The 25,837-nt window shown below is 33.9% G+C and carries 21 protein-coding genes and 1 tRNA gene; 10 read left to right on the top strand and 12 right to left on the bottom strand.

Annotated elements, in window-relative coordinates:
• Positions 1–77: 77 nt before the first annotated feature.
• Positions 78–935: a DNA/RNA non-specific endonuclease gene (locus ACNQGX_RS07910; RefSeq protein WP_417975376.1), complete on the bottom strand. Its 858-nt coding sequence runs from the start codon at positions 933–935 to the stop codon at positions 78–80.
• Between the two features lie 245 nt (positions 936–1,180).
• The gene (locus ACNQGX_RS07905) at positions 1,181–3,358 is read right to left on the bottom strand and encodes a carboxy terminal-processing peptidase (RefSeq protein WP_417975375.1); all 2,178 of its coding nucleotides are present in this window, start codon (positions 3,356–3,358) and stop codon (positions 1,181–1,183) included.
• Positions 3,359–3,567: 209 nt separating this feature from the next.
• Here ACNQGX_RS07905 and surE point away from each other — a divergent pair, with 209 nt between their 5' ends.
• From surE to ACNQGX_RS07880, 5 genes are all read left to right on the top strand, one after another.
• A complete protein-coding gene (gene surE, locus ACNQGX_RS07900) occupies positions 3,568–4,347 on the top strand; it encodes a 5'/3'-nucleotidase SurE (RefSeq protein ID WP_417975374.1) in 780 nt (259 codons plus the stop codon).
• Positions 4,340–4,612: a hypothetical protein gene (locus tag ACNQGX_RS07895; RefSeq protein WP_417975373.1), complete on the top strand. Its 273-nt coding sequence runs from the start codon at positions 4,340–4,342 to the stop codon at positions 4,610–4,612. Before surE ends, ACNQGX_RS07895 begins: the two co-directional genes overlap by 8 nt.
• 284 nt (positions 4,613–4,896) lie before the next feature.
• Positions 4,897–6,009 (top strand): lipid-A-disaccharide synthase, encoded by a 1,113-nt coding sequence (lpxB, locus tag ACNQGX_RS07890; RefSeq protein WP_417975372.1) that lies wholly within the window; start codon positions 4,897–4,899, stop codon positions 6,007–6,009.
• A gap of 47 nt (positions 6,010–6,056) precedes the next feature.
• Positions 6,057–6,578, top strand: a complete 522-nt coding sequence (locus ACNQGX_RS07885; protein ID WP_417975371.1) for a C40 family peptidase — start codon at positions 6,057–6,059, stop codon at positions 6,576–6,578.
• Between the two features lie 72 nt (positions 6,579–6,650).
• Positions 6,651–8,690 (top strand): ComEC/Rec2 family competence protein, encoded by a 2,040-nt coding sequence (locus tag ACNQGX_RS07880; RefSeq protein WP_417975370.1) that lies wholly within the window; start codon positions 6,651–6,653, stop codon positions 8,688–8,690.
• On the opposite strand, the gene ACNQGX_RS07875 is transcribed toward ACNQGX_RS07880, so the two are convergent.
• Genes ACNQGX_RS07875 through ACNQGX_RS07860 form a run of 4 tightly spaced genes read right to left on the bottom strand, consistent with a single transcriptional unit; the run spans position 8,691 to position 14,734 of the window.
• Positions 8,691–9,152, bottom strand: coding sequence for a thioredoxin family protein (locus tag ACNQGX_RS07875; RefSeq protein ID WP_417975369.1), 462 nt, complete (start codon positions 9,150–9,152; stop codon positions 8,691–8,693).
• 46 nt (positions 9,153–9,198) lie between these two features.
• Positions 9,199–11,004 (bottom strand): peptide MFS transporter, encoded by a 1,806-nt coding sequence (locus ACNQGX_RS07870; RefSeq protein WP_417975368.1) that lies wholly within the window; start codon positions 11,002–11,004, stop codon positions 9,199–9,201.
• A 4-nt stretch (positions 11,005–11,008) separates the two neighbouring features.
• Positions 11,009–12,553, bottom strand: coding sequence for a peptide MFS transporter (locus ACNQGX_RS07865; protein ID WP_417975367.1), 1,545 nt, complete (start codon positions 12,551–12,553; stop codon positions 11,009–11,011).
• A gap of 9 nt (positions 12,554–12,562) precedes the next feature.
• Positions 12,563–14,734 (bottom strand): S9 family peptidase, encoded by a 2,172-nt coding sequence (locus ACNQGX_RS07860; RefSeq protein ID WP_417975366.1) that lies wholly within the window; start codon positions 14,732–14,734, stop codon positions 12,563–12,565.
• A gap of 179 nt (positions 14,735–14,913) precedes the next feature.
• On the opposite strand from ACNQGX_RS07860, the gene ACNQGX_RS07855 reads away from it, so the two are divergent.
• Positions 14,914–16,230 (top strand): hydroxymethylglutaryl-CoA reductase, degradative, encoded by a 1,317-nt coding sequence (locus tag ACNQGX_RS07855; RefSeq protein ID WP_417975365.1) that lies wholly within the window; start codon positions 14,914–14,916, stop codon positions 16,228–16,230.
• A gap of 60 nt (positions 16,231–16,290) precedes the next feature.
• Positions 16,291–17,208 (top strand): GYDIA family GHMP kinase, encoded by a 918-nt coding sequence (locus tag ACNQGX_RS07850; protein ID WP_417975364.1) that lies wholly within the window; start codon positions 16,291–16,293, stop codon positions 17,206–17,208.
• 105 nt (positions 17,209–17,313) lie between these two features.
• Here the strand turns inward: ACNQGX_RS07850 and ACNQGX_RS07845 are convergent, their stop codons facing one another.
• The 6 genes from ACNQGX_RS07845 to ACNQGX_RS07820 all read right to left on the bottom strand — a co-directional run bounded on the left by ACNQGX_RS07845 (position 17,314) and on the right by ACNQGX_RS07820 (position 23,573).
• Positions 17,314–19,410, bottom strand: a complete 2,097-nt coding sequence (locus ACNQGX_RS07845) for a peptidylprolyl isomerase (RefSeq protein ID WP_417975363.1) — start codon at positions 19,408–19,410, stop codon at positions 17,314–17,316.
• Between the two features lie 108 nt (positions 19,411–19,518).
• Positions 19,519–20,778 (bottom strand): hemolysin family protein, encoded by a 1,260-nt coding sequence (locus ACNQGX_RS07840; protein WP_417975362.1) that lies wholly within the window; start codon positions 20,776–20,778, stop codon positions 19,519–19,521.
• Between the two features lie 3 nt (positions 20,779–20,781).
• Positions 20,782–20,979, bottom strand: coding sequence for a hypothetical protein (locus ACNQGX_RS07835; RefSeq protein WP_417975361.1), 198 nt, complete (start codon positions 20,977–20,979; stop codon positions 20,782–20,784).
• 11 nt (positions 20,980–20,990) lie between these two features.
• Positions 20,991–21,545, bottom strand: coding sequence for an LPS export ABC transporter periplasmic protein LptC (lptC, locus tag ACNQGX_RS07830; RefSeq protein ID WP_417975360.1), 555 nt, complete (start codon positions 21,543–21,545; stop codon positions 20,991–20,993).
• A 47-nt stretch (positions 21,546–21,592) separates the two neighbouring features.
• On the bottom strand, positions 21,593–22,846 hold the full coding sequence (locus tag ACNQGX_RS07825; RefSeq protein WP_417975359.1) for a BamG family beta-barrel-assembly machinery protein: 1,254 nt from the start codon (positions 22,844–22,846) through the stop codon (positions 21,593–21,595).
• The gene (locus ACNQGX_RS07820) at positions 22,839–23,573 is read right to left on the bottom strand and encodes a type III pantothenate kinase (protein ID WP_417975358.1); all 735 of its coding nucleotides are present in this window, start codon (positions 23,571–23,573) and stop codon (positions 22,839–22,841) included. Before ACNQGX_RS07820 ends, ACNQGX_RS07825 begins: the two co-directional genes overlap by 8 nt.
• Before the next feature lie 98 nt (positions 23,574–23,671).
• Between ACNQGX_RS07820 and ACNQGX_RS07815 the strand changes: the two genes are divergently transcribed.
• The 3 genes from ACNQGX_RS07815 to ACNQGX_RS07805 all read left to right on the top strand — a co-directional run bounded on the left by ACNQGX_RS07815 (position 23,672) and on the right by ACNQGX_RS07805 (position 25,828).
• Positions 23,672–23,744 (top strand) — tRNA-Phe (locus ACNQGX_RS07815).
• 345 nt (positions 23,745–24,089) lie between these two features.
• Positions 24,090–25,589 carry an MFS transporter gene (locus ACNQGX_RS07810; RefSeq protein ID WP_417975357.1) on the top strand — a complete coding sequence of 500 codons (1,500 nt, stop codon included), beginning with the start codon at positions 24,090–24,092 and terminating at the stop codon, positions 25,587–25,589.
• Between the two features lie 11 nt (positions 25,590–25,600).
• Entirely contained in the window at positions 25,601–25,828 is a 228-nt protein-coding gene (locus ACNQGX_RS07805; protein WP_131915521.1) for a DUF6814 family protein, read from the top strand.
• Positions 25,829–25,837: the final 9 nt, after the last annotated feature.

Below are 25,837 nucleotides of genomic sequence, written 5' to 3'. Positions count from 1 at the left end.
CTCTAAGTTTTAATTATTTCATCGAATTACCGTTTTGGTAAAATAGTAAACTCTAAAAAAACCAATTCTAATCAAGGCTAATTAAAACTCCAATTTTTATAATCAGTTCTTTTTTCCAATTGATTTTCAATGTTGTCATTCAATTTAGGAAAGAAGTTAATTCCGGTCAATTTTTCGATATGATCAACTGACACCACAAAACTATATAATGGTTTATTACTTTCTGAATTGGGAACCAGAAAACCAATCATCTTCAAGTTCTCTCCAGAATCATCCAATAAAATTTTATAAAAAAACTCAGGAACAGAAACCTTCTCTTTTCCTATTGTCATTAATGAAGAGTCCAAAACTCCGCCTGTAATTACATAAATTCCATCATATTTTACAGCCCAATACCGTACTTTTTGTTCTAATCTATTCCAAACTCCATTATTAAAATTACGCACTTGAGGAGAAATATTTGAAGTGAAAAAAGTTTCATTATACGCATCTAAAGCAAACTCCATATCACCTGCCGGACAAAGATGCCCTTTATCATACATGGTCTTTTTATAATTTCGCCAATCAGCCGATCCCGTTTTTACTTTAGTATCCTCAATAAAAAAAGGACGCTTAAAATTATTATTTTTAATATAATTTTTCTTCAATTCATAAGCCACCCACTCCGCTTGCTCATGAACTTCATTATATGACAACGTGTAATACTGGTGCTTCACAACTAGATTGGTGGTGGAAGTCGGCAAAAAATCAAACATTTCAGCTATCGATGTTTCATTATTTTCGAAACTATCAAACTGTTTTTTATTTGCTTTTAAGTCATATTTACTTCTCTCATTATTTGCCGAATTATCCACTTCCACATTCTTTTTACAGGAAGAAAAAAGAATTCCATTAAGAAGAACAAATATTAAAACTAATAATTTTCTGTTTTTCATTTCTAAATTATTTATAAAAATCATTACTACTCTTTACTATTTAAAACTTAAGACAGAATACATTCCTGATCTTGTTGTTTGATTGAATGTACAACAATCTAATAACTTCTAATTCAGATTTCTGAACTGTTTTTACAAAAACCCTAACCAACCAAAACTAAAAACGCTCCAAAAATTCTTCTTGAATTTCTGGAGCGTTTTTAGTTACTAATGACTCTATGTTTTAGCTGTTAACAACTTGCTTATTAAGATTTTGCCAATTTATCCTTTTTTATTTTAACCGGAATATTTCTTTTCGAGATTGCTCTGGGTTGTAAATCATCCAAAACATTAATTGCCTCTTCCACATAAATATCTTTTGATAAAGCTTCATGCCACATTTCTCTTTTTTCCTTCAACGAAACATCCTTACTCATCGCTTCTGTTTCATAAGGTAAAGAAGTAAATGTCAATGTGCTTTTGTAATTTACAATTGGCTTATATTTTTTAGCTTTCTCTTCAATTTGAGTTTGAGCAATTTTAAATTTATCAATGTTCAAACTATAAACGTTCTCTTCACTTCTACTGTCAATCCATTTCGCATTTTCTTCGATTAACTGAAACTGCGGATTTGTACTAATTCTGTTTTTACTATTGACAATTGCCTGATTAAAGTTGGTATTATTATTCCAAACACTATAATCTGCCTGATCGATTTTATCCCAAGGCATTGCATTATCAATATCACGCTCTCCCATTTTTAAATAAGCATATCTGTCCGGCATAACAATATCGCTGCGCACACCTTCTAATTGGGTAGATCCACCATTAATTCTATAAAATTTTTGTGTAGTGGTTTTAATGGCTCCTAAATCACCAATTGAACTGCTTCTTACGAACTGGTTTAAATCAATTACATTTTGAACCGTTCCTTTACCATAGGTTTGCTTACTTCCAATGATGATTCCTCTTTTATAATCCTGAATTGCAGCAGCAAGAATCTCTGAAGCCGAAGCGGAGAAACTATTCACCATAATTACTAAAGGACCATCCCATTCAATTTTTTTATCTCTGTCATAAAGAACCTCTTTTTGCAGACCGGCTGATTTAATCTGAACTATTGGACCTTGTTCAATAAACAATCCAGCAATGTCAACAACAGTCGATAAAGAACCTCCACCGTCATCACGAACATCAAGAATAATACCGTTCACACCTGATTTTTTTAATCGGTCAACTTCTAAGGCAATATCTTTTCCTGCATCTCTTCCGTCTTTATTTTCAAAATCAATGTAGAATTTTGGCAAATAAATCACGCCGTATTTCAATCCGTTTTTATTTACAATACTGGATTTCGCATACGTTTCTTCTATTTCAACAATATCTCTGATAATAGAAATAATCTTAATTGTTCCATCCACTTTTTTAACGGTAAGACGAACTTCTGAACCTTTAGGTCCCTTAATTTTCTTCACAACATCATCCAAACGCATTCCAACAACATCTACCGCTTCTCCATTACCTTGAGCCACTTTCATGATCAAATCTCCAGCTTCTAGCTGTTTTCCTCTCCAAGCGGGACCACCAGAAATAAGTTCAGAAATTTCAGTAAGATCGTTTTTCTTTTGTAGACGAGCTCCAATTCCTTCTAACTTACCGCTGATACTTACATCAAAACGCTCTTTTTCTTCCGCTGCGAAATAATTTGTGTGTGGATCAAAACGTGCTGTTATGGAATTTATATACACTGAAAACCAGTCGTTTCTATCTAAATCCTTAATAAAACCAAAGTATTCGTCTAATGATTTTGCAGAACTTTCTCTAGTCTCTTTTTCTAAAACCTCAAAAGATTTGATTTGATAAGTGGCATCATTTTTCTTTTTATCTTCTTCTAATTTTTGTTTGTCAACAAGAGAAGAAAGTGTCGATAATTTGATTTGCTTACGCCATTTGTCGCTAAGTTCAGACACATTTTTTGTATAAGGTGCTTTTTCATAATCAACATTGAAACTTTCGTCCACTGAATAGTCAAAAGGTTTACTCAAAACATCCTTATAAATCTTTTTACTTTCTTCCATACGCTTGATCAAACGCTCATATGTCAGATTGAAAAAAGTCAAATCCTTATTCAATAACTGATCGTCTAATTGCAATTCAAATTTTGAAAATTCATCAATATCTGATTGCAAAAAGAATCGCTTAGAGGGATCTAAAGCCTCAATATAATCTTTATAAATTCCTTTAGAAAACGTATCATCAATTGTAGCTGGACTATAATGCCCTTTCTCTATAACAAAAGTTAATAATTCTAAAAGCAATTTATCTTTTTCGGGATCGGTTGATTTTGTTGCATTCATTTTGAACGCAAACAATGTCACCGAAAGGCATACAACAAGAAGTAGTATTTTATAATTTCTTTTCATAAAGTTTATAATAGTATTCATGAATCTTTTAATCGAAGTTACGGTAAAAACTATGCCAACAGTGGCAGGGTCTCCATAAATTTTTGTTAAAGATATAAAAATGTTCTTTTGTTTTAAGTTAAATGAACCAACATAACATATTTTTATCTTTTGTTGACACATTCCATTCTGTGTTATTACATTTGTCTTCAAAAGTATCAATAATCAATCCCTTTTTGCAACATAAAATAATGAAAAAAGACAGACCTTTAATTTTAATAACAAATGATGACGGTATTTCGGCACCCGGACTTAGAGCTTTAATTGCCGTTATGGCAGAAATAGGCGAGATCGTGGTGGTCGCTCCTGACAATCCTCAAAGTGCCATGGGTCATGCCATTACCATAAACAGCACCTTGTATTTGAATAAAATTTCTAAGAAAAATGATCCTTTTATAGAATACAGTTGTTCTGGAACACCAGTAGATTGCGTAAAACTTGCTGTAAATGAGATTCTGAAACGAAAACCGGATTTATGTGTTTCCGGTGTTAATCACGGATCAAATTCTTCCATAAACGTAATTTACTCCGGAACCATGAGCGCCGCTGTTGAAGCAGGGATAGAAGGAATTCCTGCCATTGGATTCTCTTTATTGGATTATGATTGGAATGCCAATTTTGACACTATAAAATCTTTTATTCGAAAAATTTCGTTAGAAGTTTTAGAAAACGGACTGCCGGAAGGAGTTGTTTTGAATGTAAATTTTCCAAAATTAGAAGAAAAAGAGATTAAAGGAATCCGAATTTGCCGTCAAGCGAAAGCAATTTGGATAGAGAAATTTGACAAAAGAAAAACACCTCAAGGAAGGGATTATTACTGGCTTGCCGGAGAATTTGTAAACCAAGACAAAGGCGAAGACACTGATGAATGGGCTTTGCAAAATGGATACATATCCGTCGTTCCTGTTCAATTTGACTTGACGGCGCATCATGCTGTACAACAACTTAACACCTGGAAATGGAATGAATAAAACAGACTTGTTTATCGGATTTTTAATTGGATTTGCCACTACCCTACTTGGGAGTTATATTTTTATAACTTTTTTTACTGAATTTAATTTCGTTGCTGGAATTGAAATTATGAAATCACAGGGAAACTTGGGTAAAATCATAACGTTGGGTTCTATTCTTACGCTAATCACATTTGGTGTTTTACTAAAAATGAACAAAGAAACAATGGCTCGCGGTGTGGTTTTAGCAGTAATAATAATGGCAATTATCACTATGTTTATCTAAGAAATGTTATTAGTTTACATGACAATCCGTAACTAATACCAACTAATTATTTCAGCCACGAATTACACGAATTGCCACGAATTCTTATTTTAATTTTTAAAAAATTAGTGAAAATTTGTGTAATTCGTGGCTACCTTTTTCAAAGAGTTTGCGTCCTGTAAATTTAGTCCGCTTTGCGGACAGTCATATTAGTTTATCTTTGCAAATTGAAAAACAGATTATTAAAAATAAATATGATTTTATACGTTTGAAATCCAAATTTATAAACTCCTAATCAAGAAAGCATGAAATATTATATTATAGCGGGTGAAGCTTCAGGCGATTTGCATGGTTCAAATTTGATGAAAGAACTGTATAAAAAAGACCCAAATGCTGACATCCGATTTTGGGGTGGAGATTTGATGAAAAATGTTGGCGGCACTTTAGTCAAACACTATCGGGAATTAGCGTTTATGGGCTTCATTGAAGTGATTTTTAACTTAAAAATCATTTTGAATAACATCAAAATATGCAAGAAAGACATTCTTGAATTTCAGCCCGATGTTCTTATTTTCATAGATTATCCAGGTTTCAATTTGCGTATTGCAAAATGGGCCAAAGCGTTAGGCATGAAAACACACTATTATATTTCCCCTCAAATCTGGGCTTGGAAAGAAAGCCGAATTACCGATATCAAACACGACGTTGATAAAATGTACGTGATTTTACCTTTCGAAAAACAATTCTACGAGGACAAACATCATTTCCCGGTTGAGTTTGTGGGGCATCCGCTGATTGACGCTATTCACAACCAACCCGCAGTTGATCCAACTCTTTTTAGAAAAGAAAATCAATTAGACGAAAAACCAATTGTCGCTATTTTACCGGGTAGCCGGAAACAGGAAATCACTAAAATGCTATCTGTAATGCTGAGCGTTGTAAATGATTTCCCTGACTATCAATTTGTAATTGCCGGCGCTCCAAGTCAGGAATTTTCTTTTTATAAAGATTTCATCTCTCATGAAAATATAAAATTCATCTCCAATAAAACCTATGATTTATTGCGGAATTCAACAGCAGCATTAGTCACTTCTGGAACTGCTACACTTGAGACGGCACTTTTTAAAGTTCCGGAAGTGGTCTGTTACAAAGGCAGCTGGGCTTCCTACCAAATTGCGAAACGAATCATTACGCTAAAATACATTTCATTAGTAAACTTGATAATGGATGAAGAAGTGGTCACCGAATTGATTCAAGAGCAATGTACCACAAAACGCATTCGAGAAGAACTAAAAAAAATCCTGGAATCCAATCATCGCAATACGCTTTTAGAAAAATATGCGTTATTAGAAGACAAATTAGGTGGCATTGGTGCTAGTGAAAAAACCGCTAAATTCATTGTTTCTGATTTACAATAGTTTACAACTAATTTGTAACTATTTACATTCATCAAAAATATATTCTTTTGAAACATTTCGCATTCCTACTATTGATTCTTATTTTTTTTACGGCTTGTAAATCGACTTCTCCCATAGTCACTTCTAAAAAAACCGACACAAAAAAAGAGAAACTAACGAAATCCGATAAAAGAAAAACAAATCGTCTTGCAGAAGAACTGATTGATGCAGCAGCTGAAAATCTTGGGGTAAAATATAAATATGGAGGCACAACAAAAGCAGGTTTTGATTGTTCCGGTTTGATGTATACTATTTTTGACTCTAACAATATAGCCCTTCCACGCAACTCTTATCAACAGTCAAAAATAGGTGTCGTTATAAATCCCGAACGTGAACAAGCACAAAAAGGGGACTTAATATTTTTTAAAACCAACAAAAATTCACAAATAAATCACGTAGGAATCGTCATTGAAGCCAATGATGATGAGATAAAATTCATTCATTCTTCTACTACAAAAGGAGTAATTATTTCCTCTACAAAAGAACCGTATTATAAGAAAGCCTTTGCGCAATTGAATAGAGTGTTATAAACAACCAAAAGCACTCCATTACTCCACAAAAAAACAAAGTTGTTTCTTACTGAAAATGCGTACTTTAGAGTTATGAAAGTACTCCAATTTCCTTTAGCGAGAATAACAATTGGATTTATTTCAGGAATCCTTCTTGCTTATTACTTTCATCCACCGCTATCAGTACTCTTTATTTTACTTTTCATATCCATCAGTATTTTTGGAGCATTGTATTTTTTATTCAAAAATAAAAGCAAGAATGTTTTCTATTTTGGCTTTACAACTTATATCCTGTCTTTTCTTATTGGAATTTCGACCCAAGTAATTCACATTGATTATTTTCAAAAAAGCAATTACATCCACAATAAAGCTATTTTTGAACAACCACATTCCATTTCCATAATCATTCGCGAAAAGCTAAAAAGCTCTCCGTTTAGTGACCGCTACATTGCCATTATAAATCGTATAAATGAGAAAAAACAAACTGGAAGAATCATTTTAAACCTTCAAAAGGACAGCTTGCATCATGAATTCGAGATTGGGACACCTTTACTTATTGAGGGAGTTTTATCTAAAAACAGACCTCCTAATAATCCAAACCAATTTGATTACAGCAAATACCTCGAGAACAAACAAATCTATGCGCAACTGTATGCTGATGCTGATGAAATCAAAATTGGTTCTGAAATAGAGAAAAATATCTGGTACTATTCTTCTAAATTAAGAACAAGAATTATTCATAATTTAGAAAAAAACAACTTTAATAAAACCGAATTAAATGTCGCCATAGCTTTAATAATGGGGCAACAGCAGGATATCTCACCTGAAATTATTCGGGATTATCAATATGCCGGAGCAGTGCATATTTTATCGGTATCAGGACTGCACATTGGATTCATTTTAATTTTTGTCACCTTCATCCTAAAACCTATTCCTAACACTAAACGCGGCTCATTCATAAAATTACTTATCATTCTTGCCTCTTTATTCACTTTCGGAATCATTGCGGGATTAGCACCTTCGGTAGTGCGTTCCGTAACTATGTTTTCGTTTGTTGCCATTGGAAATCATTTACGAAGAAGTGTCAATATTTATCACACTTTATTGGTTTCTATATTACTGATTCTGCTTTTTGAACCTTCCTTTTTATTTGATGTTGGTTTTCAGTTAAGCTATCTGGCCTTATTTTTCATTATTTGGTTGCAACCGCTTTTAGCCTCAATTTGGTTACCGAAAAACAAGGTTTCAAAATATATTTGGGACATTCTTACCGTTTCGTTTGCCGCACAAATGGGCACTTTACCCTTGAGCATTTATTATTTCCATCAGTTTCCGGGTTTATTTTTTGTGACCAATTTAATTATCATTCCATTTCTGAGCATCATTATGATTTTGGGCGTTTTAGTCATGCTTTTAGCTGTATTTAACAGCATTCCTGTCTTCCTTTCACAACTACTAGAATGGAGCATTTATTTCTTGAATAAAATCATTAATACAATTGCGTCTTTGGAACAATTTATAATACAAGATATTCCATTGCATTTTTATCTGTTGCTTAGCAGTTATTTGGTAATTATAACTGCAATCATTTGGCTAAAGAAACCCAGTTTTAATACGTTAGTAATGACCTTGGTTTCAATTATCATTGTACAAATTTCGTCACTGGGTATTCAATGGAACATTCAAAACGAACAAGAATGGATTGTTTTCAACATCAGAAGAAACACATTGCTTGCAGAGCGGAACGGGGAAAACATAGCGGTCTACGCCAATGATAGTATTTTGAAAACCGCTCAAAAAAACAATGCTTTAAAGTCGTATCGAGTGGAGAATTTAAGCACTCTGAAAGAGAAAAAAGAACTACAAAACCTTTTTTATTTTAATGGAAAAAAGATTTTTATTTTAGACAGTTCCGGCGTTTTTCCAAAAAATATAAATCCGGATGTCATCATACTGACTCAATCTCCTAAAATAAATTTTGATCGCCTGTTACTGACAATAAAACCAAAGATGGTCGTAGCGGATGCATCTAATTACAAAACGATTCAAAAACAGTGGAAAGCGACTTGTATGAAACAAAAAATCCCTTTTCACGCTACGAGTGAAAAGGGATATTATAAATTGAACTACTAATTATTTCTTATGTAGAAATCCATTTGCAACAGCTAACCATGCAGATGGACCACCAGCAACGTAACCTGTACTTCCTAAACCTTCAAAATTTACTTTACCTTCTTTGGTTGTACCATTAGCAAAGTGGATTGTAGGAAATCCTTGGATTCCAAAAGCTTGTTGTAATTCCTCGTTTTGTTTTTTAATCTCAGGAGTCTGTAGTGCTCTTCTAGGATAATCCAATTCAACTAAAATCACATTTTTTTTGGCCCAGACAGCAAATTCAGGTGTTTTCAAAACCTCTTTTTGCAACCTGATACACCAACCGCACCAGTCGCTTCCCGTAAAAAACAACAACATTGGTTTTTTAGTTTTATTAGAAACTTCCATTGCCTTAGTGACATTGGTTTCCCAAACTAATTCTTGTGCTTCAACGGCAAATGAACCCGCAAACAATACTAAAGCAACTATTAATTTTTTCATATTTATAATTTTTAATCATTGACAAATCAAAAATGATGCCTATAAATTATCGAACACCATGCATTAATTTCTTAATTACCGGCCCCATCAAAATAGAAAATAAAGCCACCACAATAGATATTATGGCTAACATCCAGAAGAAATAACTCAATCCATGCTCATTGGCAATTTTATCAATATTTTCTCCAAACATACCAGCTCCTTTCATTCCTATTGCAACTGCAAGATACCAAACTCCAAACATAAATGCAATCATTCTCGCAGGAACTAATTTACTCACATAAGACAATCCTACAGGAGAAATACACAATTCAGCCATAGTATGGAAAAGATAGACCAAAATAAGCCAAATCATACTTACTGAAGCTGTTTTTGCACCTGCCTCGATTCCGTTTGCACCAAAAGCCACACAAGCCATACCAAGTGCTAATAATCCCATACCAATTCCGTATTTTAAATTAGCCGAAGGATTGTATTTACTTTCCCACCATTTTGAGAATAATGGTGCTAATGAAATAATGAACAATGAATTTAATGTAGAAAACCAAGTTGCAGGAACTTCGGTCAATGCAGTAGTCACTTTATCAATTTTTAACGCCTGCAAAGTATCATCTGACAATGATAAATATCCTGCAGTGTAATAATCTTTAGCCAACATCCATATTGCTATTGCCCAAATAATCACAAAACTCACACTTAGAATAACATTTGCAATAGCATAAAGTTTAAAAGTTTGTTTGAATAATAAGATCAATACCCAAGTGATAATCACTAATGGTAAAATAGTAATCAATGAATTCATCACTAAGAATACGACACTCCAATTACCTGTTAAAACTCGATCCGTGTAATCATTCGCAAAAATGGTTAAACTGTTTGGAGACTGTTCGAAAATGGCCCAAAAGAAAATAGTCAGAAACGCGAAGAATGTAACTGCTATTAATTTTTCTTTGGTAATTTTAGAATATTGAGTAAATCTATAAATCAACAATATAATAAATACAACCAGTGCTGAAACTATAGCAATAGAATTACCATTCGCTCCTAAGAAAGAAAAAATATTTACTTTACCTCCAGATATTTTGGAAGCTGGATCATTTAAAAGCCACAACAAAGCCACTAATGATGAAAATGCAATAGCTACTAATTGTATTGGTGAAAAAGGATTTCTTTTATCCGTATCTAAAGCTTCTGCTTTCGCTTTGCTTTCTTTGTTTGGTTTTAAACCAATATCTCCAAAGATATTTTGAGACAACCAAAACTGTAACATTCCAAAGAACATAAAAATACCGGCAAGACCAAAACCATAAGTCCACCCCACTTTTTCTCCTAAATAACCACAAAGTAAAATACCAAAGAAAGCCCCAGCGTTTACACCCATGTAAAATAAAGTATAAGCACCATCTTTTTTCTCCGGACGGTCTTTGTACATTTCGGATACGATGGATGTCATGTTTGGTTTGAAAAAACCATTCCCAAAAACCAACAATACTAATCCTAAATAAATAGAAAATTCTGTTTCAACAGCCATAGAAGCGTGTCCTAAAGTCATCAAACTTGCGCCAACAACAACAGCCCATCTAAAACCAATTACTTTATCGGCAAAATAACCGCCTAACATTGTGGATAAATAAACCAAACCTACGTAGGATCCAAATAACGCAGAAGCATTTTCACGAGTCCATTCCCAACCACCGTCTGTAAAGGAAGCGGTTAAAAATAATATTAATAAAGAACGCATTCCGTAGAATGAAAAACGTTCCCACATCTCTGTGAAAAACAAAACGAATAGTCCCGCAGGATGTCCTAAAACGGTACTCTTAAAAAATTGATCTGTAGTATTCTGACTCATATAATTAGTTGTTTAATTCTTTATCTACTCCGTGCATTAATTTTTTTATTACTGGCGAAAGTGCCAATAGAACAATTCCAAAACCAAGTCCAGTATAAAATAGGTATTCAAAAAGCGTTAAGTAACTCTGTTTTGCTAAATTTAAATCGGGTGCTGTACCATTTGAAGTATCTACAGAAGCAATATTAGCTAAAATTGAAGCAATAAATTCGGAACTGGCTGTTGCCAAAAACCAAACTCCCATCATGAACCCAACGATTTTTGCTGGGGATAATTTAGTCACTGCAGAAAGTCCTACTGGCGATAAACTCAATTCTCCACATGTATGTAAAAAATAAGCTAATATTAACCAAATTGCTGCTACTTTTCCTGCGCCAGAAAGATTTATTCCCATAACTAATGCTCCAAAACCTAAACCAACTAAAGCTAATGCTAAAGCAAATTTCACAGCTGTATTAGGATTATATTTTCCTAAATTTGGCCATATCCAAGCAAAAACTGGAGCTAGCAAAATTATAAATAAGGCATTAAAACTTAAGAACTGTCCGGCAGAAACTTCATAACCAAATATAGTTCGGTCTAAAATCCTGTCAGCAAATAAATTCATAGAGGTATAAGCTTGTTCAAACAATGCCCAGAATACAATTGTAAATACTATCAAAATGGTCAAAGCAATCAATTGGTGACGTGCTTTTCCATCTAACTGTGTAATAGCATAATAAACAATATAAATAAAGGAAATACCACCTGCAATTTTTAAAGACCATGAAACTGCATCGTGATTTTGAACCATTTGCCAAAAAATCAATGCCGATGAAGCACTTAGCAAATATATTAGCCATTCATTCTTGATGCCAAAAGATTTTTTCTCCAGAATTTCAGGAACTTTAGACTCACCTTTTCCCATCAACAATTTCCTTCCGGAAATAAAAGTCAATAATCCAAAAAACATCCCTATACCCGCTGCTCCAAATCCGTAACTCCAGCCATATTTTTCACCAAGCCAAACACAAATTAGTGTAGCCAAAAAGGAACCTAAGTTGATTCCCATATAAAATAAGGTAAATCCAGAATCTCTTCTTTTATCACCCGTTTCATACAATTCCCCAACTAATGAAGAAATATTGGCTTTAAGAAAACCGACACCAACAATTATTAAGGATAATGAAAAGTAAAATATTTGTAACGCCGCATCATCTCTTGTAATCTCACCAGTGACTGATTGTGTGGCGGCATTTCCTTCATAAGCCATTCCTAAATGCCCCAGAACAAGCAATATTCCTCCAAAAACGATTGCTTTTCTAAATCCTAAATACCGGTCAGCTATAAAACCACCAATTACCGGCACTGCATAAACCAGAGCCGCATAACTACCAATCAATAAATTTCCAGCAGTATCCGAAAACAAATGGTACTTTGTTAGGTAAAAAATCAAAAGTGCTTTCATACCGTAGAACGAAAACCGTTCCCACATCTCCGTAAAAAACAATATAAAAAGCGCCCTTGGATGTCCAAAAAATTCTTTCTTATTCAATGAGTCGTTTGTCATAAAGTGCTGTTATAAATTTTCTTTGATAAAATTAGTCATTTTTGTGTACAATTGAATTCTGGTTTTACCGCCGTAAATCCCGTGATTATTGTCTGGGTAAATTTGTGAATCAAATTGTTTGTTGGCCTGAATCAACGCTTCCATCATCTGCATGGAGTTCTGAACATGAACATTATCATCTCCCGAACCATGAATCAAAAGAAATTTTCCTTTCAATTTGTCCACATGATTTATAGGTGAATTATCATCATATCCGCTTGCATTTTCCTGTGGAGTCTGCATGTAACGTTCCGTGTACACACTGTCATAAAAACGCCAGTTCGTAACCGGAGCTACAGCAATTGCCATCTTGAAAACATCATTTCCTTTCATGATACAATTCGAAGCCATAAATCCTCCATACGACCAGCCAAATATACCAATTCTAGATTTATCCGCAAATGGGTAATTTCCTATTACTTTTGCAGCATCAATTTGGTCTTCCACTTCGTATTTCCCTAACTCTTTTTGGGTGCATTTTTTAAACTCAGCTCCTTTAAAACCAGTTCCTCGTCCGTCAACACAAGCCACAATATAACCTTGTTGTGACAACATCATAAACCAATAATCATCCGTGCTATTCCAATCATTATTCACTTGTTGTGAACCCGGACCAGAATATTGGAACATGAAAACAGGATATTTTTTGGTTGGATCAAAATCTTTTGGCTTAATCATCCAAGCATTTAGCTCATTACCTTTTTCTGCTTTTAAAACAAAAAACTCTTTAGCCGGTAAATTATAGCTTTTTAGTTTTGTAGCCAATGATTCATTGTTTTCAATAACCTGTACTTGTTTTCCAACTTTAGCATCGTTCAACGTATAAGTCGTAGGTTGAGACGCACTAGAAAACGTGTTGATGTAATATTGAAAACTCGGACTGAATGTCGCCGCATTCGTTCCTGTATTTTGTGACAAACGTATTTTATTTTTCCCGTCAAGACCTATTCTGTACACATCTCTATTAATCGATCCATTTTCAACCGACTGATAGAAAACCGTATTTGTCTTTTCGTCTAAACCATAGTAATTAGTTATTTCCCATTTTCCTTTGGTCAGTTGGTTTTTCAATTTTCCGTTTTTATCATATAAGTAAATATGATTGAAACCATCTTTCTCGCTGGTCCAAATAAAACTATTGTCTTTCAAGAAAGTCAAGTTATCCGTAACATCAACATACGCTTTATCTTTTTCGTTCAAAACTACTTTTGCAGCGCCTGAATTACCATCGATAAACAACAAATCCAAATTATTTTGGTGGCGATTCAATACTTGGGCAGACAATGTATTCGCATCATTCGTCCATTTCATTCTGGCGATATAAAAATCATTGTAATTCCCCAGATTTATATTTTTTACCGCATTCGAGTTTACATCATAAATATGTAAAGAAACTAAAGCATTCTTCTCACCAGCTTTAGGATATTTAAAGGTTTGCATCATTGGATACAACTCTTTACCAAACATTGACATCGAAAATTCCGGAACCTGACTTTCGTCAAAACGTATGTAAGCTACTTTTTTGCTGTCAGCGCTCCAATCAAAAGCTTTCACAAAAGCAAATTCTTCTTCGTAAACCCAATCCGTAATACCGTTGATAATACTGTTTTTTTGCCCGTCTGTAGTTATTGGAGTCGATTTATTAGAAGCTAAATCATATACATACAGATTATTTTCTTTGGCGTATGCTATCTTTTTTCCGTCCGGTGAAAAAGTGGGTTCCTGAACCTGAAAATCAAATAACTTTTTTAATTTTTTACTGGCTATATCGTACAAATAATAATCAGCAGTAAACGAGTGACGGAAGATTTGGTTGGTGTTACAAGCCAATAAAATCATTTTTTCTGAAGCATCAAACGTATAACTGTCAATCCCGTTTGATAAATCCTTGTGGGATTTTGTATCTATAAGTGTAGCTGTTTTTTTTAAAGTTGCAAAATCATACAAATCGATTTGCACACTTCTGGACTGGCTGTCTAAATTCAATACCGTGTATTGATTTGTATTTTTCATGGACTGTAATTCATCCATTCCTTGAGCACCAAATGTGCCGTTATAAATTTCATCAATTGTGATTTTTTGCTGGCCGACAACAGTAAAACATAGGAATAAAAATAATGCAATAATTTTTTTCGAATACATGATATTTATTTAAATATAAAAACCGTCAATTTTAGTGAAAAATTTACAATAATTTTACATTCTATGTGTTAAATGTTAAAAACAATATTTTTAATGCCTATTTATTGAGGATAATATGATTGTTAACAAAACGGCTAAAAGCGTATATTTGCACGCATACATACTATAATCAATTGAGAATGAATAAGGCCATTAGCGGATTTTCCAAATTATCCAAAGAAGAAAAAATTAAATGGATTGCCAATCAATATTTTTCAACACCTACAGAAGCCATCGCCTTGCTGAAAAACTACTGGAATTCTGATGAAAAAATACAGAAATTACATGATGAATTCATCGAAAACACGATAACTAATTTCTACATTCCGCTGGGAGTTGCTCCAAATTTTCTAATTAATGGAAAATACAGCACCATTCCCATGGCCATTGAAGAAAGTTCTGTTGTTGCCGCTGCCGCAAAAGCTGCTAAATTTTGGTCCACTCGTGGCGGGTTTAAAACAACCGTAATCAACACCGAAAAAATTGGTCAGGTTCATTTTATCTATAAAGGTGATGTTTCAAAACTGAATTTATTTTTTGCCCAAAACAAAAGCAAATTTTTCTCAGAAACAGAATCGATTACAACAAATATGCAAAAACGCGGTGGCGGAATTTTAGACATTACCCTAAAAGACAAAACTGATTTATTGCCCAATTATTTTCAGCTGCATGCCACTTTTGAAACCAAAGACAGCATGGGTGCTAATTTCATTAATTCGTGTCTGGAACAGTTTGCCAAAACTTTGAAAGAAGAAGTGCACCACTATGACTTGTTCACGGAAACTGAAAAAGACATTGAAGTGGTGATGAGTATTCTCTCGAATTACGTTCCAAATTGCATCGTAAGAGCCGAAGTTTCTTGTCCGATTGCTGACTTGGAAGAAAAACACATTCCGAATCCTCAAGAATTTGCCGAGAAATTTGTGCAAGCCGTTCAAATCGCCGAAGTCGAGCCGTATCGTGCCGTAACGCACAACAAAGGAATCATGAACGGAGTGGATGCCGTAGTTTTGGCAACCGGAAATGATTTCCGCGCCGTCGAAGCAGGAATTCACGCCTATGCTTCCCGAAACGGAAAATATTCCAGTCTTTCCCATGCCAAAACAGAAAATGGTATTTTTACTTTTTGGCTGGAAATCCCTTTAGCATTAGGAACTGTTGGTGGTTTGACTTCCCTGCATCCGTTGGTAAAATTATCATTGGAAATGCTGGAAAAACCATCTGCCAAGGAATTAATGCAGTTTGTAGCCGTAGCCGGTTTGGCCCAAAACTTTGCCGCTTTGCGCTCCTTGACTACAACAGGAATTCAGGAAGGACACATGAAAATGCATTTGAACAACATCATCAACCAGTTTGAAGCCAATGATGAAGAACGCATTTTAATCCAGAAATATTTCAAAAAGAATACCGTTTCACATAGCGCTGTGGTTACCTATATTGAAAATTTAAGAAAATAACATTGATTTTCGGCATCCCTATCAGGGTTTAGAACCCTGACAGGGATTAAAATAAGAATAATGAAAAAAACATTCTACAGTAACGGAAAACTTTTAATTACAGGAGAATATCTGGTTCTTGATGGTGCAAAAGCCTTTGCATTACCCACAAAAATGGGACAAAACCTCATTATAGAAGAAGGAAACAACAAGGAAATCATCTGGAAGAGTTATGATGCTGACGGGAGCATTTGGTTTGAAGACACCATTTTATTTTCTGATATTTCAAAGGAAGCCATTACTGAAAACGAATCGGTCAAAGCAACACTTACGACCATTTTACACGAAGCTTTTAAATTAAATCCTGATTTTATTTCAAATTCAGACGGATACCGCATTAACACTGAACTTGGATTCCCTAAAAGCTGGGGCCTGGGAACGTCATCGACCTTAATAAACAATATTGCCCAATGGCTACAAATCGATGCCTTTATACTGCTTAAAAACAGTTTTGGAGGAAGTGGCTACGATATTGCATGCGCACAAAACGACACTCCTATTGTATATCATCTGGAACAAGGCAATCCTATGGTTGAAAAAGTATCCTTTAATCCTGAATTCACACAAAACTTATACTTTGTGTATCTCAACAAAAAACAAAGCAGTAAAACCGCAATAGCGGCTTACAACATAAATAAGAAAAATAATCTGGCGAAGAACATTGCTTTAAATGATCAGATAACTTCAGAAGTTTTGAATGCCACTACGCTTCAATCTTTTGCTACAGCATTACAAAAACACGAAGTACAAATGAGTATTATTCTGGAAACACATACTATAAAAGAATCCTTGTTTCCTGATTTTAATGGCGTGATAAAAAGTCTTGGTGCTTGGGGAGGCGATTTTGTCATGGCGATTGCAACTGAAAACCCTACTGATTACTTTAATAAAAAAGGATATAAAACTATCATTCGGTATAATGAAATGATATTGTCTTAGTTTCTATAATTAGATCCCGACTTTCGGATAAAACTATTAAAATAAAAACCCGATACATTCAGAATGTATCGGGTTTTTTATTTTGATTAATTACTTCTTAGAGAATTAGTAATTAAAATCTTTTCTGTTATCTTCAATTTTAGCGTTCGCTTTCAATGCAGGAACAACTCTATTTGCATCTGAAGCGGTTTGTGCTTTTAATTTAGTTACATAAGCAGCGTGGCTTTTTAAAACTGGCGCTTTTACTGTGCTGGTATTTTTCACCACATAAACTCCTGTATTTCCTTCAATTGGAGCAGACAATTTGTTTGCCGCTAATGCAAATGCATTTCCAACTACTTTTGGCTCTTGACCAACACCTGGCAACATGGTGTTTTCCATAGTAAGACCAGTTGCTTGTTGCACTGTTCCTCCTACTGCTTTTGCAATTGCTTCAAGAGAAGAACCTGACATTTTTGCTTTGATAAGTTCTGCTTTTTTCTTGTTTTTAAGAATTGGCTCCACATAAGGTCTAACTACTGAAACTGCTACTAAACCCGAATCGTCAATGCTTTTCAGTTTTGCAATAACGTGACCTACATTAGCTACTTCAAATCTTTTTACAGCTCCTACTTTAACTCCATCCTCAAAAGCCCATCTTACAATTGTTCTTTGATTTCCTAGTGTTCCAAAGTTTTCATCCATTCCTTTTACAGAAACAGCCGGAGCAACTTTAAGTCCCATTTCTTTTGCTACTTTATTAAAATCTTTATCTGCAGCATCCATTTCTAATTTAGTTGCCTGAGTAAATATTTTATCAGAAGTTGCTTCTGAAGCTTCAATTTTTTGAGCTACAGTAGCCAAACGAATTCCGTCTTGTTTGTCCGTAATTTTAATAATATGAAAACCAAAATCAGTTTCTACTAAACCAACTTTACCGATACCGTTATTAAAAACAAAATCATTAAAAGGTTTCACCATTTGGTTTGGACCAAAATAACCTAAATCACCACCTTGTTGTGCTGATGAATCATCAGAACTTGTGAAAGCCAACATCATGAAACTATCCGGATTAGCATTTACTTGTGCTAAAATACTTTCTGCTTTTGCTTTTGCTTGTTCTTTTGTTCTTTTTTCTTTTTGGTTAGGAACTTGTGTTCCTTCATAACCAATTAAAATATGACTTGCTTTAGCATTAACTCCTGATTTCATTCCCATTGATTTTGAAATACAGTAGTATTTTCCAAACATATATGGCCCATAAACTGCACCTGGAGCAAGGTTAAACAATTTATCAGCATCTACAGCCGGTAAATCTTTTTTAGCAATGTAAGTTGAATCATAAGGAACATCTGAATTTGAATTCACAAATTCAACTGTGTTCGTCGTTGTTCTAAATCCTGGCAACGTATCGTTTTTACCTGTAGCTTGGTTGTAAACCACACTTCCGGTTAACAATGCATTTATTTTTGATTTTACTTCCGTTTCATCCGTAGCAGAAGCTTTGTCTTCAATCAAAACATATTCTACTTCACGAGATTCGTCAGCTTTGTATTTTTTTTCATTTTTCTTCATGAAATCAACAATTTCAGCATCAGTAACTTTCACTTCACTGTCTTTAATTGTAGAATATAAACCTGCAACGTAAGCAAAGTTAACTTTGTTCGCTTCCATTTCATATTTCAACTTTCCTTCGCTTTCAGTTGTATAAACTGCTGCTTTAATCAAAGTAGTATACATTTGGTACTTAGCGTTCAAATCAGCATCTTTCTCTCTATCTTTCAAGAATTGAGCTTGTGCAGGATTAGCTTTGAAATACTCCTTGAATTTTGCAACGTCAAAAATACCGGCAGCATTTAAAAACAATGGGTTTCCACCAATATTTTGATCCGCTTTCAAAACTTCCAATAAGTGTTTTTCACCTACTCTAAGTCCTAATTTATCAAATTCAGAAGTTAGTAAAGCTATAGAAACTTCTTGTTCCCAAACTCTGTTTGCAGCTGCTGTTGCAGTAATCCCTTGACCACTTTTTTCAACATTACTTACTTTAACTCTAAAATCTTCAAATGAAATATCTTTTCCATCGATGCTTCCTACATCTTTTGATGTACTACTAAAACCACCGCTATTGAATATATCACCTATGATAAATGCTAATAAACAAAACCCGATAACGAGTATCAGAAGAAGTGAACGTTGTCTAATTTTTTGTAAAACTGCCATTTTATTGTTGTTAATTTTTATATTCAGTTTGCGAAAATACAATTATCTAATTAATAATTATACTAGTAGCGTTTTATTTTGCAAGAAATTTTATTTTCTTAAAAAAAATCACTCTTGTACGGTCATTTTTACTAATTCTATTTTCTTATTTGTGGCTTCTTCAATTATAAAATGATAGCTGCCTATGGTAATTGCCTCGCCTTTTTGAGGAATTTCTTTTGTGAAGTCTACTATAAAACCGCCAAGTGTTCCATAAGAATCACTTTCAGGAATAGCCAATTTATAGGTGTCATTCAAATATTCAACATCAAAACGAGTTGAAAAAACAAAAACTCCTTCTCCCAATTCTTTTTCTATCAATTCTTCGTCTGAATCGTGCTCGTCTTCAATTTCACCAAAAAGCTCTTCTACAATATCTTCTATGGTAATAATTCCCGAAGTTCCTCCGTATTCATCTAATACTACTGCGACACTTTTTCGCTTTTTAGTAAGCAAATTCATGGCATCTTTTATGAATATTGTTTCCGGAACAAACTCAACCGAAATCACAATTTCCTTAATGTTATTTGGTTTTTTAAACAAATCAAATGAATGAACATAACCGATGATATCATCCAGAGAATTTTGATACACCACAATTTTAGAGTAACCGGTTTCTATGAATAATTCTTTTAGATTCTCTATTGAATCAAACACATCAACCGCAATAATTTCTGTTCGGGGACTCATCACATCTCTGGCTTTCACACCAGAAAATTCTAAGGCATTTTGAAACATCTGTATTTCAGAATCTACAGTTTCATTATCCTCAACACTGCTCATTTGTTCCGTAATATAATTTCCCAGTTCTATTTTACTGAAATAAAACGCAACATTATCCCTTTGTGTTTTAAAAACCTTCCTTAAAATATAATCGGAAATCCCAATAAAAAAAGCAGAAATGAAATAGAAAAATTTATAAAAAACATACGCCGGAACTGCAAAAATCTTAATTAATGAGTTCGCATAGATTTGAAAAAAAACTTTAGGGAGAAACTCGGCAGTAATCAAGATCACTAGTGTCGAAACCAGAATTTGAAGCACTAAACTTAACCAATCTGATAAATGAAATCCTAAAGCAGCAAACCACTGCATCAACAATTCGCCCATAAAAAAACCATAGACCACCATCGCTATCGTATTCCCAATAAGCATGGTTACTATAAAATTAGTGGGTTTTTCAGTAAGCTTTGTGAGTATTTTTGAAACGAAATTATCTTGTTTTTTTTCAATTTCAAGATAAATTTTATTTGAAGAGACAAAGGCTATCTCCATTCCTGAAAAAAAAGCACTTAGTATTAGACACAATATGATAATACTAACTTCCATTAATTAGGATTTTTTGTTTCGATCATCAAATTTTTTGGCAAATTTTCTTCTAAAGAAAAACATAAAAATAGCCAATCCTGCAATCATGAAACTCAACCAAGGCGTTCCTCCTGCAGAATCATTTAATTTAGTGACACCATCATAAATGAAATAAGCTCCAAAAACAAGGTAAACGTATTGTGTGTATTTTAGGTAATTCATAATGTATTGTATTAATCGGCAGATTCTATTTCGCCTGTTATTTTTTGAGAATTAATCACTTTGAAATCTTTACTAAAATCGATTCCTTGTCCATTTGAAGTCCCTTTTGGATCCGTAAATTTAAACTTTCTTTCCGTAAAGAACCATTCGTTTTTTTGATCAAAATACAACTGCTCCGTTTCTAGCGTCTGACCATCTTCCGTGAATATTTTTACTTTTCCTTGTAAATCAATGACGCTTGTGCCTTTATAAGAAATAGCATAATTGGATTTTATAAATGTTTTCTTCGCTTTTTTATCGAATAAAGTAACATCAATTCCTTTTGGAAATTCCGTGAAAGGAAAATCAACACTGGAATAATCCAGCATTTTAGAACTTACCAGAATTGCAGTAATACGTCCCGAATCAGTGTATTTCAAATTTACTATATCAGCGTCACTGGTAGGAATAAATTCTGAAAAATTAATCTTCTGAATTTCCTTAAAATTACTTTCGCAACCAAAAAACAGTGTCACAGCAAAAACTGTGACAACTGATTTAATATACTTTTTTTTGACTAAAGTCATACGCTGAACTTGGCGAAGAAATTTGGCAATAGTGCCAATTCTTGTTTTTAGTTGAATTTTCGTTTTACAAACCATTGATCATTAAGTGAAAAGCTCACACTTAAGTTTGCATAGTTCTCTTGAACAAGATTTGCTTTTGTAGTTCCTTTTTTCCCTAATTCAAAACCTAAATTTACATTAGAAAATGGAACATCGAATAAAGGAAGTCCTAAACCTAAAGTCAATCCCATATCGTTTATAGATTCAGAATTGATAACCAATCCTGTTTTTTCATATTTAATACCAGCTCTGTAAACAATTCTTTTCGCATAACTTGTAAACGAATTGTAATTAGGAATGTAATATCCTCCTAAACTAACGCTGCCATATTTCCCATAACCTACATTGGCTTCGTCATTATAATCATTTGACTGACCTGAAGTTTTACCATACGAAATCTTACCGCCGACAATCCATTTTTTAGCCTCTCCTATTCCTGCGCTTAACGCTATTTTACCTGGCATTGTTATACTTGCCTCTGTTTTAACATCATCCAACGGATCTACAACAACTAAACCAAAATTTGAATCATACATTACCGTAGCAATGCTTCTAGTGTTTTTAGACGTCAAAGTACTTTCTAAGGAATACGTTAAACTACTGAAAACAGATATTTTTTTGTTAATCTTCGTTTGATACATCATTCCAAGATTAAAATTCACTCCTGATAAATCTGCTGAATTCAATTCGCGTGTCCCAATAGGAACTCCAGTAATAAACTCAAGATTATTCGTTTCAATTTTTCCGAAATTATAATTCACATCGGCACCAACGCTAAAATTTGGCGCAATTTTATATCCTACACCAAAAAAAGCTTTATTCAAACCACCCGTGCCGTTAAAACGTTTGTTATTTTCTGTTGCGTTTTCTGAAATAGATTCAATTTTATACCCAACAGAAGAATACGGAATCAATCCAAAACCCAATCCAAACTTACCCAAAGGCAAACCAACTGCGAGATAATCCAAAGTAGTTCTTCTAGCATTCGCTGATTCTGTACTGTTTTTTAAAGTGGTAGTACCATAAGTCCCGCCTAGAGTAAAAGTAGTTAATTTAAGACTCGCGTAACTGGCTGGATTTTGTAAATTCATATGTATACTGTCCTGTTCGACAGCTACTCCTGCCATAGAGCGGTTTTCAAGCGTTCCTTTGAATCTTACATCCCCTATTCCGTAAAAAGAATATGGAGAAGATGTTCCCTCTTGTGCAAAAGACACTAATGATAAAAGCAAACATGCGCTTATTATAATTTTTTTAATCATTTTTGATTTTATATTGAAATGTTTGATTCAAACTTTCCAGAAGAAAATTTGAATTGGCAAATATGGTATTTTTTAATCGTTTAGCCAAAAAATCTGTGTCCCCACCCGTTAAAATTATTATAAAATTTGAATACCTTGCTTTATATTCATCGATAAAACCGTCAATCTCATAGACAAAACCATTAACCACACCAGAATGAATCGATTCTGAAGTGGATGTTCCAATGAAATCTTTCGGACTTTCTAAGGATAATAAAGGAAGTTTGGCCGTAAAATTATGCAACGCTTCGTACCGCAATCGCAATCCTGGCGCAATAGCACCTCCCAGATAATTATTTTCCTGATCTATAAAATCATACGTAACACAAGTTCCAGCGTCAATAACCAATCGATTCTGATTTGGAAACTGCAGCGTTGCTCCTGCAGCAAGAACCATCCTGTCAATTCCCAAAGTTTTTGGAGTGGCATAACAATTGTTGAACGGAAATGGATCTTCATGAGACAGAAAATGCACATTTAGCACTTTATTATGCGCTAAAAAAGACTGTTTTTCGACATCCCCAACAGACGAAACGACCAAATCCGTTATTTTTTCAAATTTTTTTAAAATATTTTCAATATTTTTTTGAAGTTCTATTTTAGAAAAAACAAAAATTTCAAAAAGTATAGCACCCTCAAATACAGCGCCTTTAATTCTGGTATTTCCAACATCGACAACTAAAATCATAATTTGGTTTTTGATGTTGCGAAGGTACGAATTGATTTTTTTTAAAAAATGTTTTGGATAAACTAAAAATCATTCTATATTTGCACCCGCAATAGCGAGGTACCTTAGCTCAGATGGTAGAGCAATGGACTGAAAATCCATGTGTCCCTGGTTCGATCCCTGGAGGTACCACAAAACCCACTCATAACGAGTGGGTTTTTTGTTTTTATTATATTTCTAAAGACGCACCATCTTTATATTCTTTATTCAAAATCTACACACAGAAAAAAGAATATTAAAACACAAATGACTTTATTTTAATATTTTCTCCCACTTTACGGCTTGACTTCAAAAGCCAATGTTTATTAAATTAGCCCGTAACTTTCCAAATTCATCTTTCAAAAAACATAGGAATAACAAAAAAATTTTCTTTTTATTAAAAAGATAATGATATAGTTATCTTTTAACATTCTATATTCGTAAAAACATAACTATATCGTTTTTTGTTCCAAAAAAATATTTTAAAAAGAATAATTTATGAGTACTAAATCAACAAAAGGAATTTGGAAAGTCATTTCCGCATCCTCAATGGGTACCATGATTGAATGGTATGATTTCTACATTTTTGGAAGTTTAGCTGTTGTAATTTCAACAAAGTTTTTCCCTTCAGATAATCCAACAGCAGCATTCTTGTCGACCTTGGCAACATTCGCAGCCGGATTCGTAGTTCGCCCCTTTGGAGCCCTTTTCTTCGGAAGATTAGGCGATTTAATTGGAAGAAAATACACTTTCATGGTCACTTTACTATTAATGGGTGGCGCGACATTCCTGATCGGTTGTATTCCGAGTTATGAAACCATTGGATTTATGGCGCCTTTATTAGTATTAATTCTTCGTTTGCTTCAAGGCCTTGCGCTGGGTGGTGAATATGGCGGAGCTGCAACGTATGTAGCCGAACATGCTCCCGTTGGGCAACGAGGATATTGGACTTCTTGGATTCAGACTACTGCAACGGTTGGATTATTCATCTCTTTGATGGTAATTTTAGCCACCAGAAACATTCTTACACCAGAACAATTTGACGCTTGGGGATGGAGAATTCCATTTTGGGTTTCTATTATCATGGTTGGAGTTTCGTATTTGATTCGAAAAAACATGGATGAATCTCCAGTTTTTGCTAAAGCGAAAAGCGAAGGAAAAACGAGTACAAATCCATTGAAAGAAAGTTTTGGAAATCGTTACAACTTGAAATTTGTATTGTTGGCTTTATTTGGAGCAACTATGGGACAAGGAGTTGTTTGGTATACCGGTCAATTTTACGCGATGAGTTTTTTAAAAACAGTAATGGCGATAGATTCTTCCCAAGTAGATACATTACTTGGAATTGCATTAATCCTTGGTACACCATTTTTCATCTTTTTTGGTTGGCTGAGTGATAAAGTAGGTCGAAAATACATTATGATGGGCGGGATGTTACTAGCAATCCTATTATACAGACCTATTTACAAAAGCATGTATGAAACGGTTAATGTAAATAACAAAAAACTTTCAAAAACTTATGATATAGTTGCCTTTGACATCAAAAAAGGAGAGTCTTACATAACAACAAATAATGAATATGCCGATGGAACAACCTCAAAAAACATCCAAACTAGATCTATAGCAAATGGAAAACAAAAAGCGGAAATCAAAACAACCATTAACATCAATTCGCATGATAAATGGTCATTGGTATTTCTAGTATTCATCCAAGTATTATTTGTAACCATGGTCTATGGTCCAATTGCTGCTTTTCTTGTAGAAATGTTCCCAGTAAAAATTAGATACACTTCCATGTCATTGCCATATCACGTAGGAAATGGGATTTTCGGAGGATTACTTCCTGCTATTTCAACCTATTTTGTAACCAATGCAAAAGACTTGGGTCATCCGGAGTTTTACCTCGAAGGCCTTTGGTATCCTATTGTTATTGCTGCAGTCAGCTTTGTAGTTGGAATGGTTTATATTAAAAATAAAGACAAAAACGCTCACATTTAAAAAACACAGCTATGAATCAAATAAAAAGAATTTTAGGATTAGTTTGGATCGCATTAGCAGCTGCAGCAGCCTATTTTTGCATCTTTACTTTTGGATTGCCAAAATTTATGTCAGGCAAACAAGAAGATTTAGTATTTGGAATTATCATCCTTTTTATACTTACACCCTTAATCGTGTTAGGATTAGGCACCTTTGGGTATTATGCCTTAATGGGTGATTACGATGAAAAAAACAATTAACACACATTT

Source organism: Flavobacterium glycogeni, assembly GCF_048286775.1.
Taxonomy (GTDB): Bacteria; Bacteroidota; Bacteroidia; order Flavobacteriales; family Flavobacteriaceae; genus Flavobacterium.
Note: the sequence above shows the minus strand (reverse complement) of the source record. Positions and strands in the feature narration are given on the sequence as shown.

Bases quoted from the DNA above. Each gene is read 5' to 3' on its own strand.
- ACNQGX_RS07820 (WP_417975358.1), bottom strand. From the start codon at position 23,573: ATGATTTTAGTTGTCGATGTTGGAAATACCAGAATTAAAGGCGCTGTA.
- ACNQGX_RS07840 (WP_417975362.1), bottom strand. From the start codon at position 20,778: ATGGAAGTTAGTATTATCATATTGTGTCTAATACTAAGTGCTTTTTTT.
- ACNQGX_RS07805 (WP_131915521.1), top strand. From the start codon at position 25,601: ATGAATCAAATAAAAAGAATTTTAGGATTAGTTTGGATCGCATTAGCA.
- ACNQGX_RS07810 (WP_417975357.1), top strand. From the start codon at position 24,090: ATGAGTACTAAATCAACAAAAGGAATTTGGAAAGTCATTTCCGCATCC.
- ACNQGX_RS07835 (WP_417975361.1), bottom strand. From the start codon at position 20,979: ATGAATTACCTAAAATACACACAATACGTTTACCTTGTTTTTGGAGCT.
- ACNQGX_RS07880 (WP_417975370.1), top strand. From the start codon at position 6,651: ATGAAAGTACTCCAATTTCCTTTAGCGAGAATAACAATTGGATTTATT.
- ACNQGX_RS07865 (WP_417975367.1), bottom strand. From the start codon at position 12,553: ATGACAAACGACTCATTGAATAAGAAAGAATTTTTTGGACATCCAAGG.
- surE (WP_417975374.1), top strand. From the start codon at position 3,568: ATGAAAAAAGACAGACCTTTAATTTTAATAACAAATGATGACGGTATT.
- lptC (WP_417975360.1), bottom strand. From the start codon at position 21,545: ATGACTTTAGTCAAAAAAAAGTATATTAAATCAGTTGTCACAGTTTTT.
- ACNQGX_RS07845 (WP_417975363.1), bottom strand. From the start codon at position 19,410: ATGGCAGTTTTACAAAAAATTAGACAACGTTCACTTCTTCTGATACTC.
- ACNQGX_RS07910 (WP_417975376.1), bottom strand. From the start codon at position 935: ATGAAAAACAGAAAATTATTAGTTTTAATATTTGTTCTTCTTAATGGA.
- ACNQGX_RS07870 (WP_417975368.1), bottom strand. From the start codon at position 11,004: ATGAGTCAGAATACTACAGATCAATTTTTTAAGAGTACCGTTTTAGGA.
- ACNQGX_RS07895 (WP_417975373.1), top strand. From the start codon at position 4,340: ATGAATAAAACAGACTTGTTTATCGGATTTTTAATTGGATTTGCCACT.
- ACNQGX_RS07850 (WP_417975364.1), top strand. From the start codon at position 16,291: ATGAAAAAAACATTCTACAGTAACGGAAAACTTTTAATTACAGGAGAA.
- ACNQGX_RS07855 (WP_417975365.1), top strand. From the start codon at position 14,914: ATGAATAAGGCCATTAGCGGATTTTCCAAATTATCCAAAGAAGAAAAA.
- lpxB (WP_417975372.1), top strand. From the start codon at position 4,897: ATGAAATATTATATTATAGCGGGTGAAGCTTCAGGCGATTTGCATGGT.
- ACNQGX_RS07860 (WP_417975366.1), bottom strand. From the start codon at position 14,734: ATGTATTCGAAAAAAATTATTGCATTATTTTTATTCCTATGTTTTACT.
- ACNQGX_RS07905 (WP_417975375.1), bottom strand. From the start codon at position 3,358: ATGAATACTATTATAAACTTTATGAAAAGAAATTATAAAATACTACTT.
- ACNQGX_RS07875 (WP_417975369.1), bottom strand. From the start codon at position 9,152: ATGAAAAAATTAATAGTTGCTTTAGTATTGTTTGCGGGTTCATTTGCC.
- ACNQGX_RS07825 (WP_417975359.1), bottom strand. From the start codon at position 22,846: ATGATTAAAAAAATTATAATAAGCGCATGTTTGCTTTTATCATTAGTG.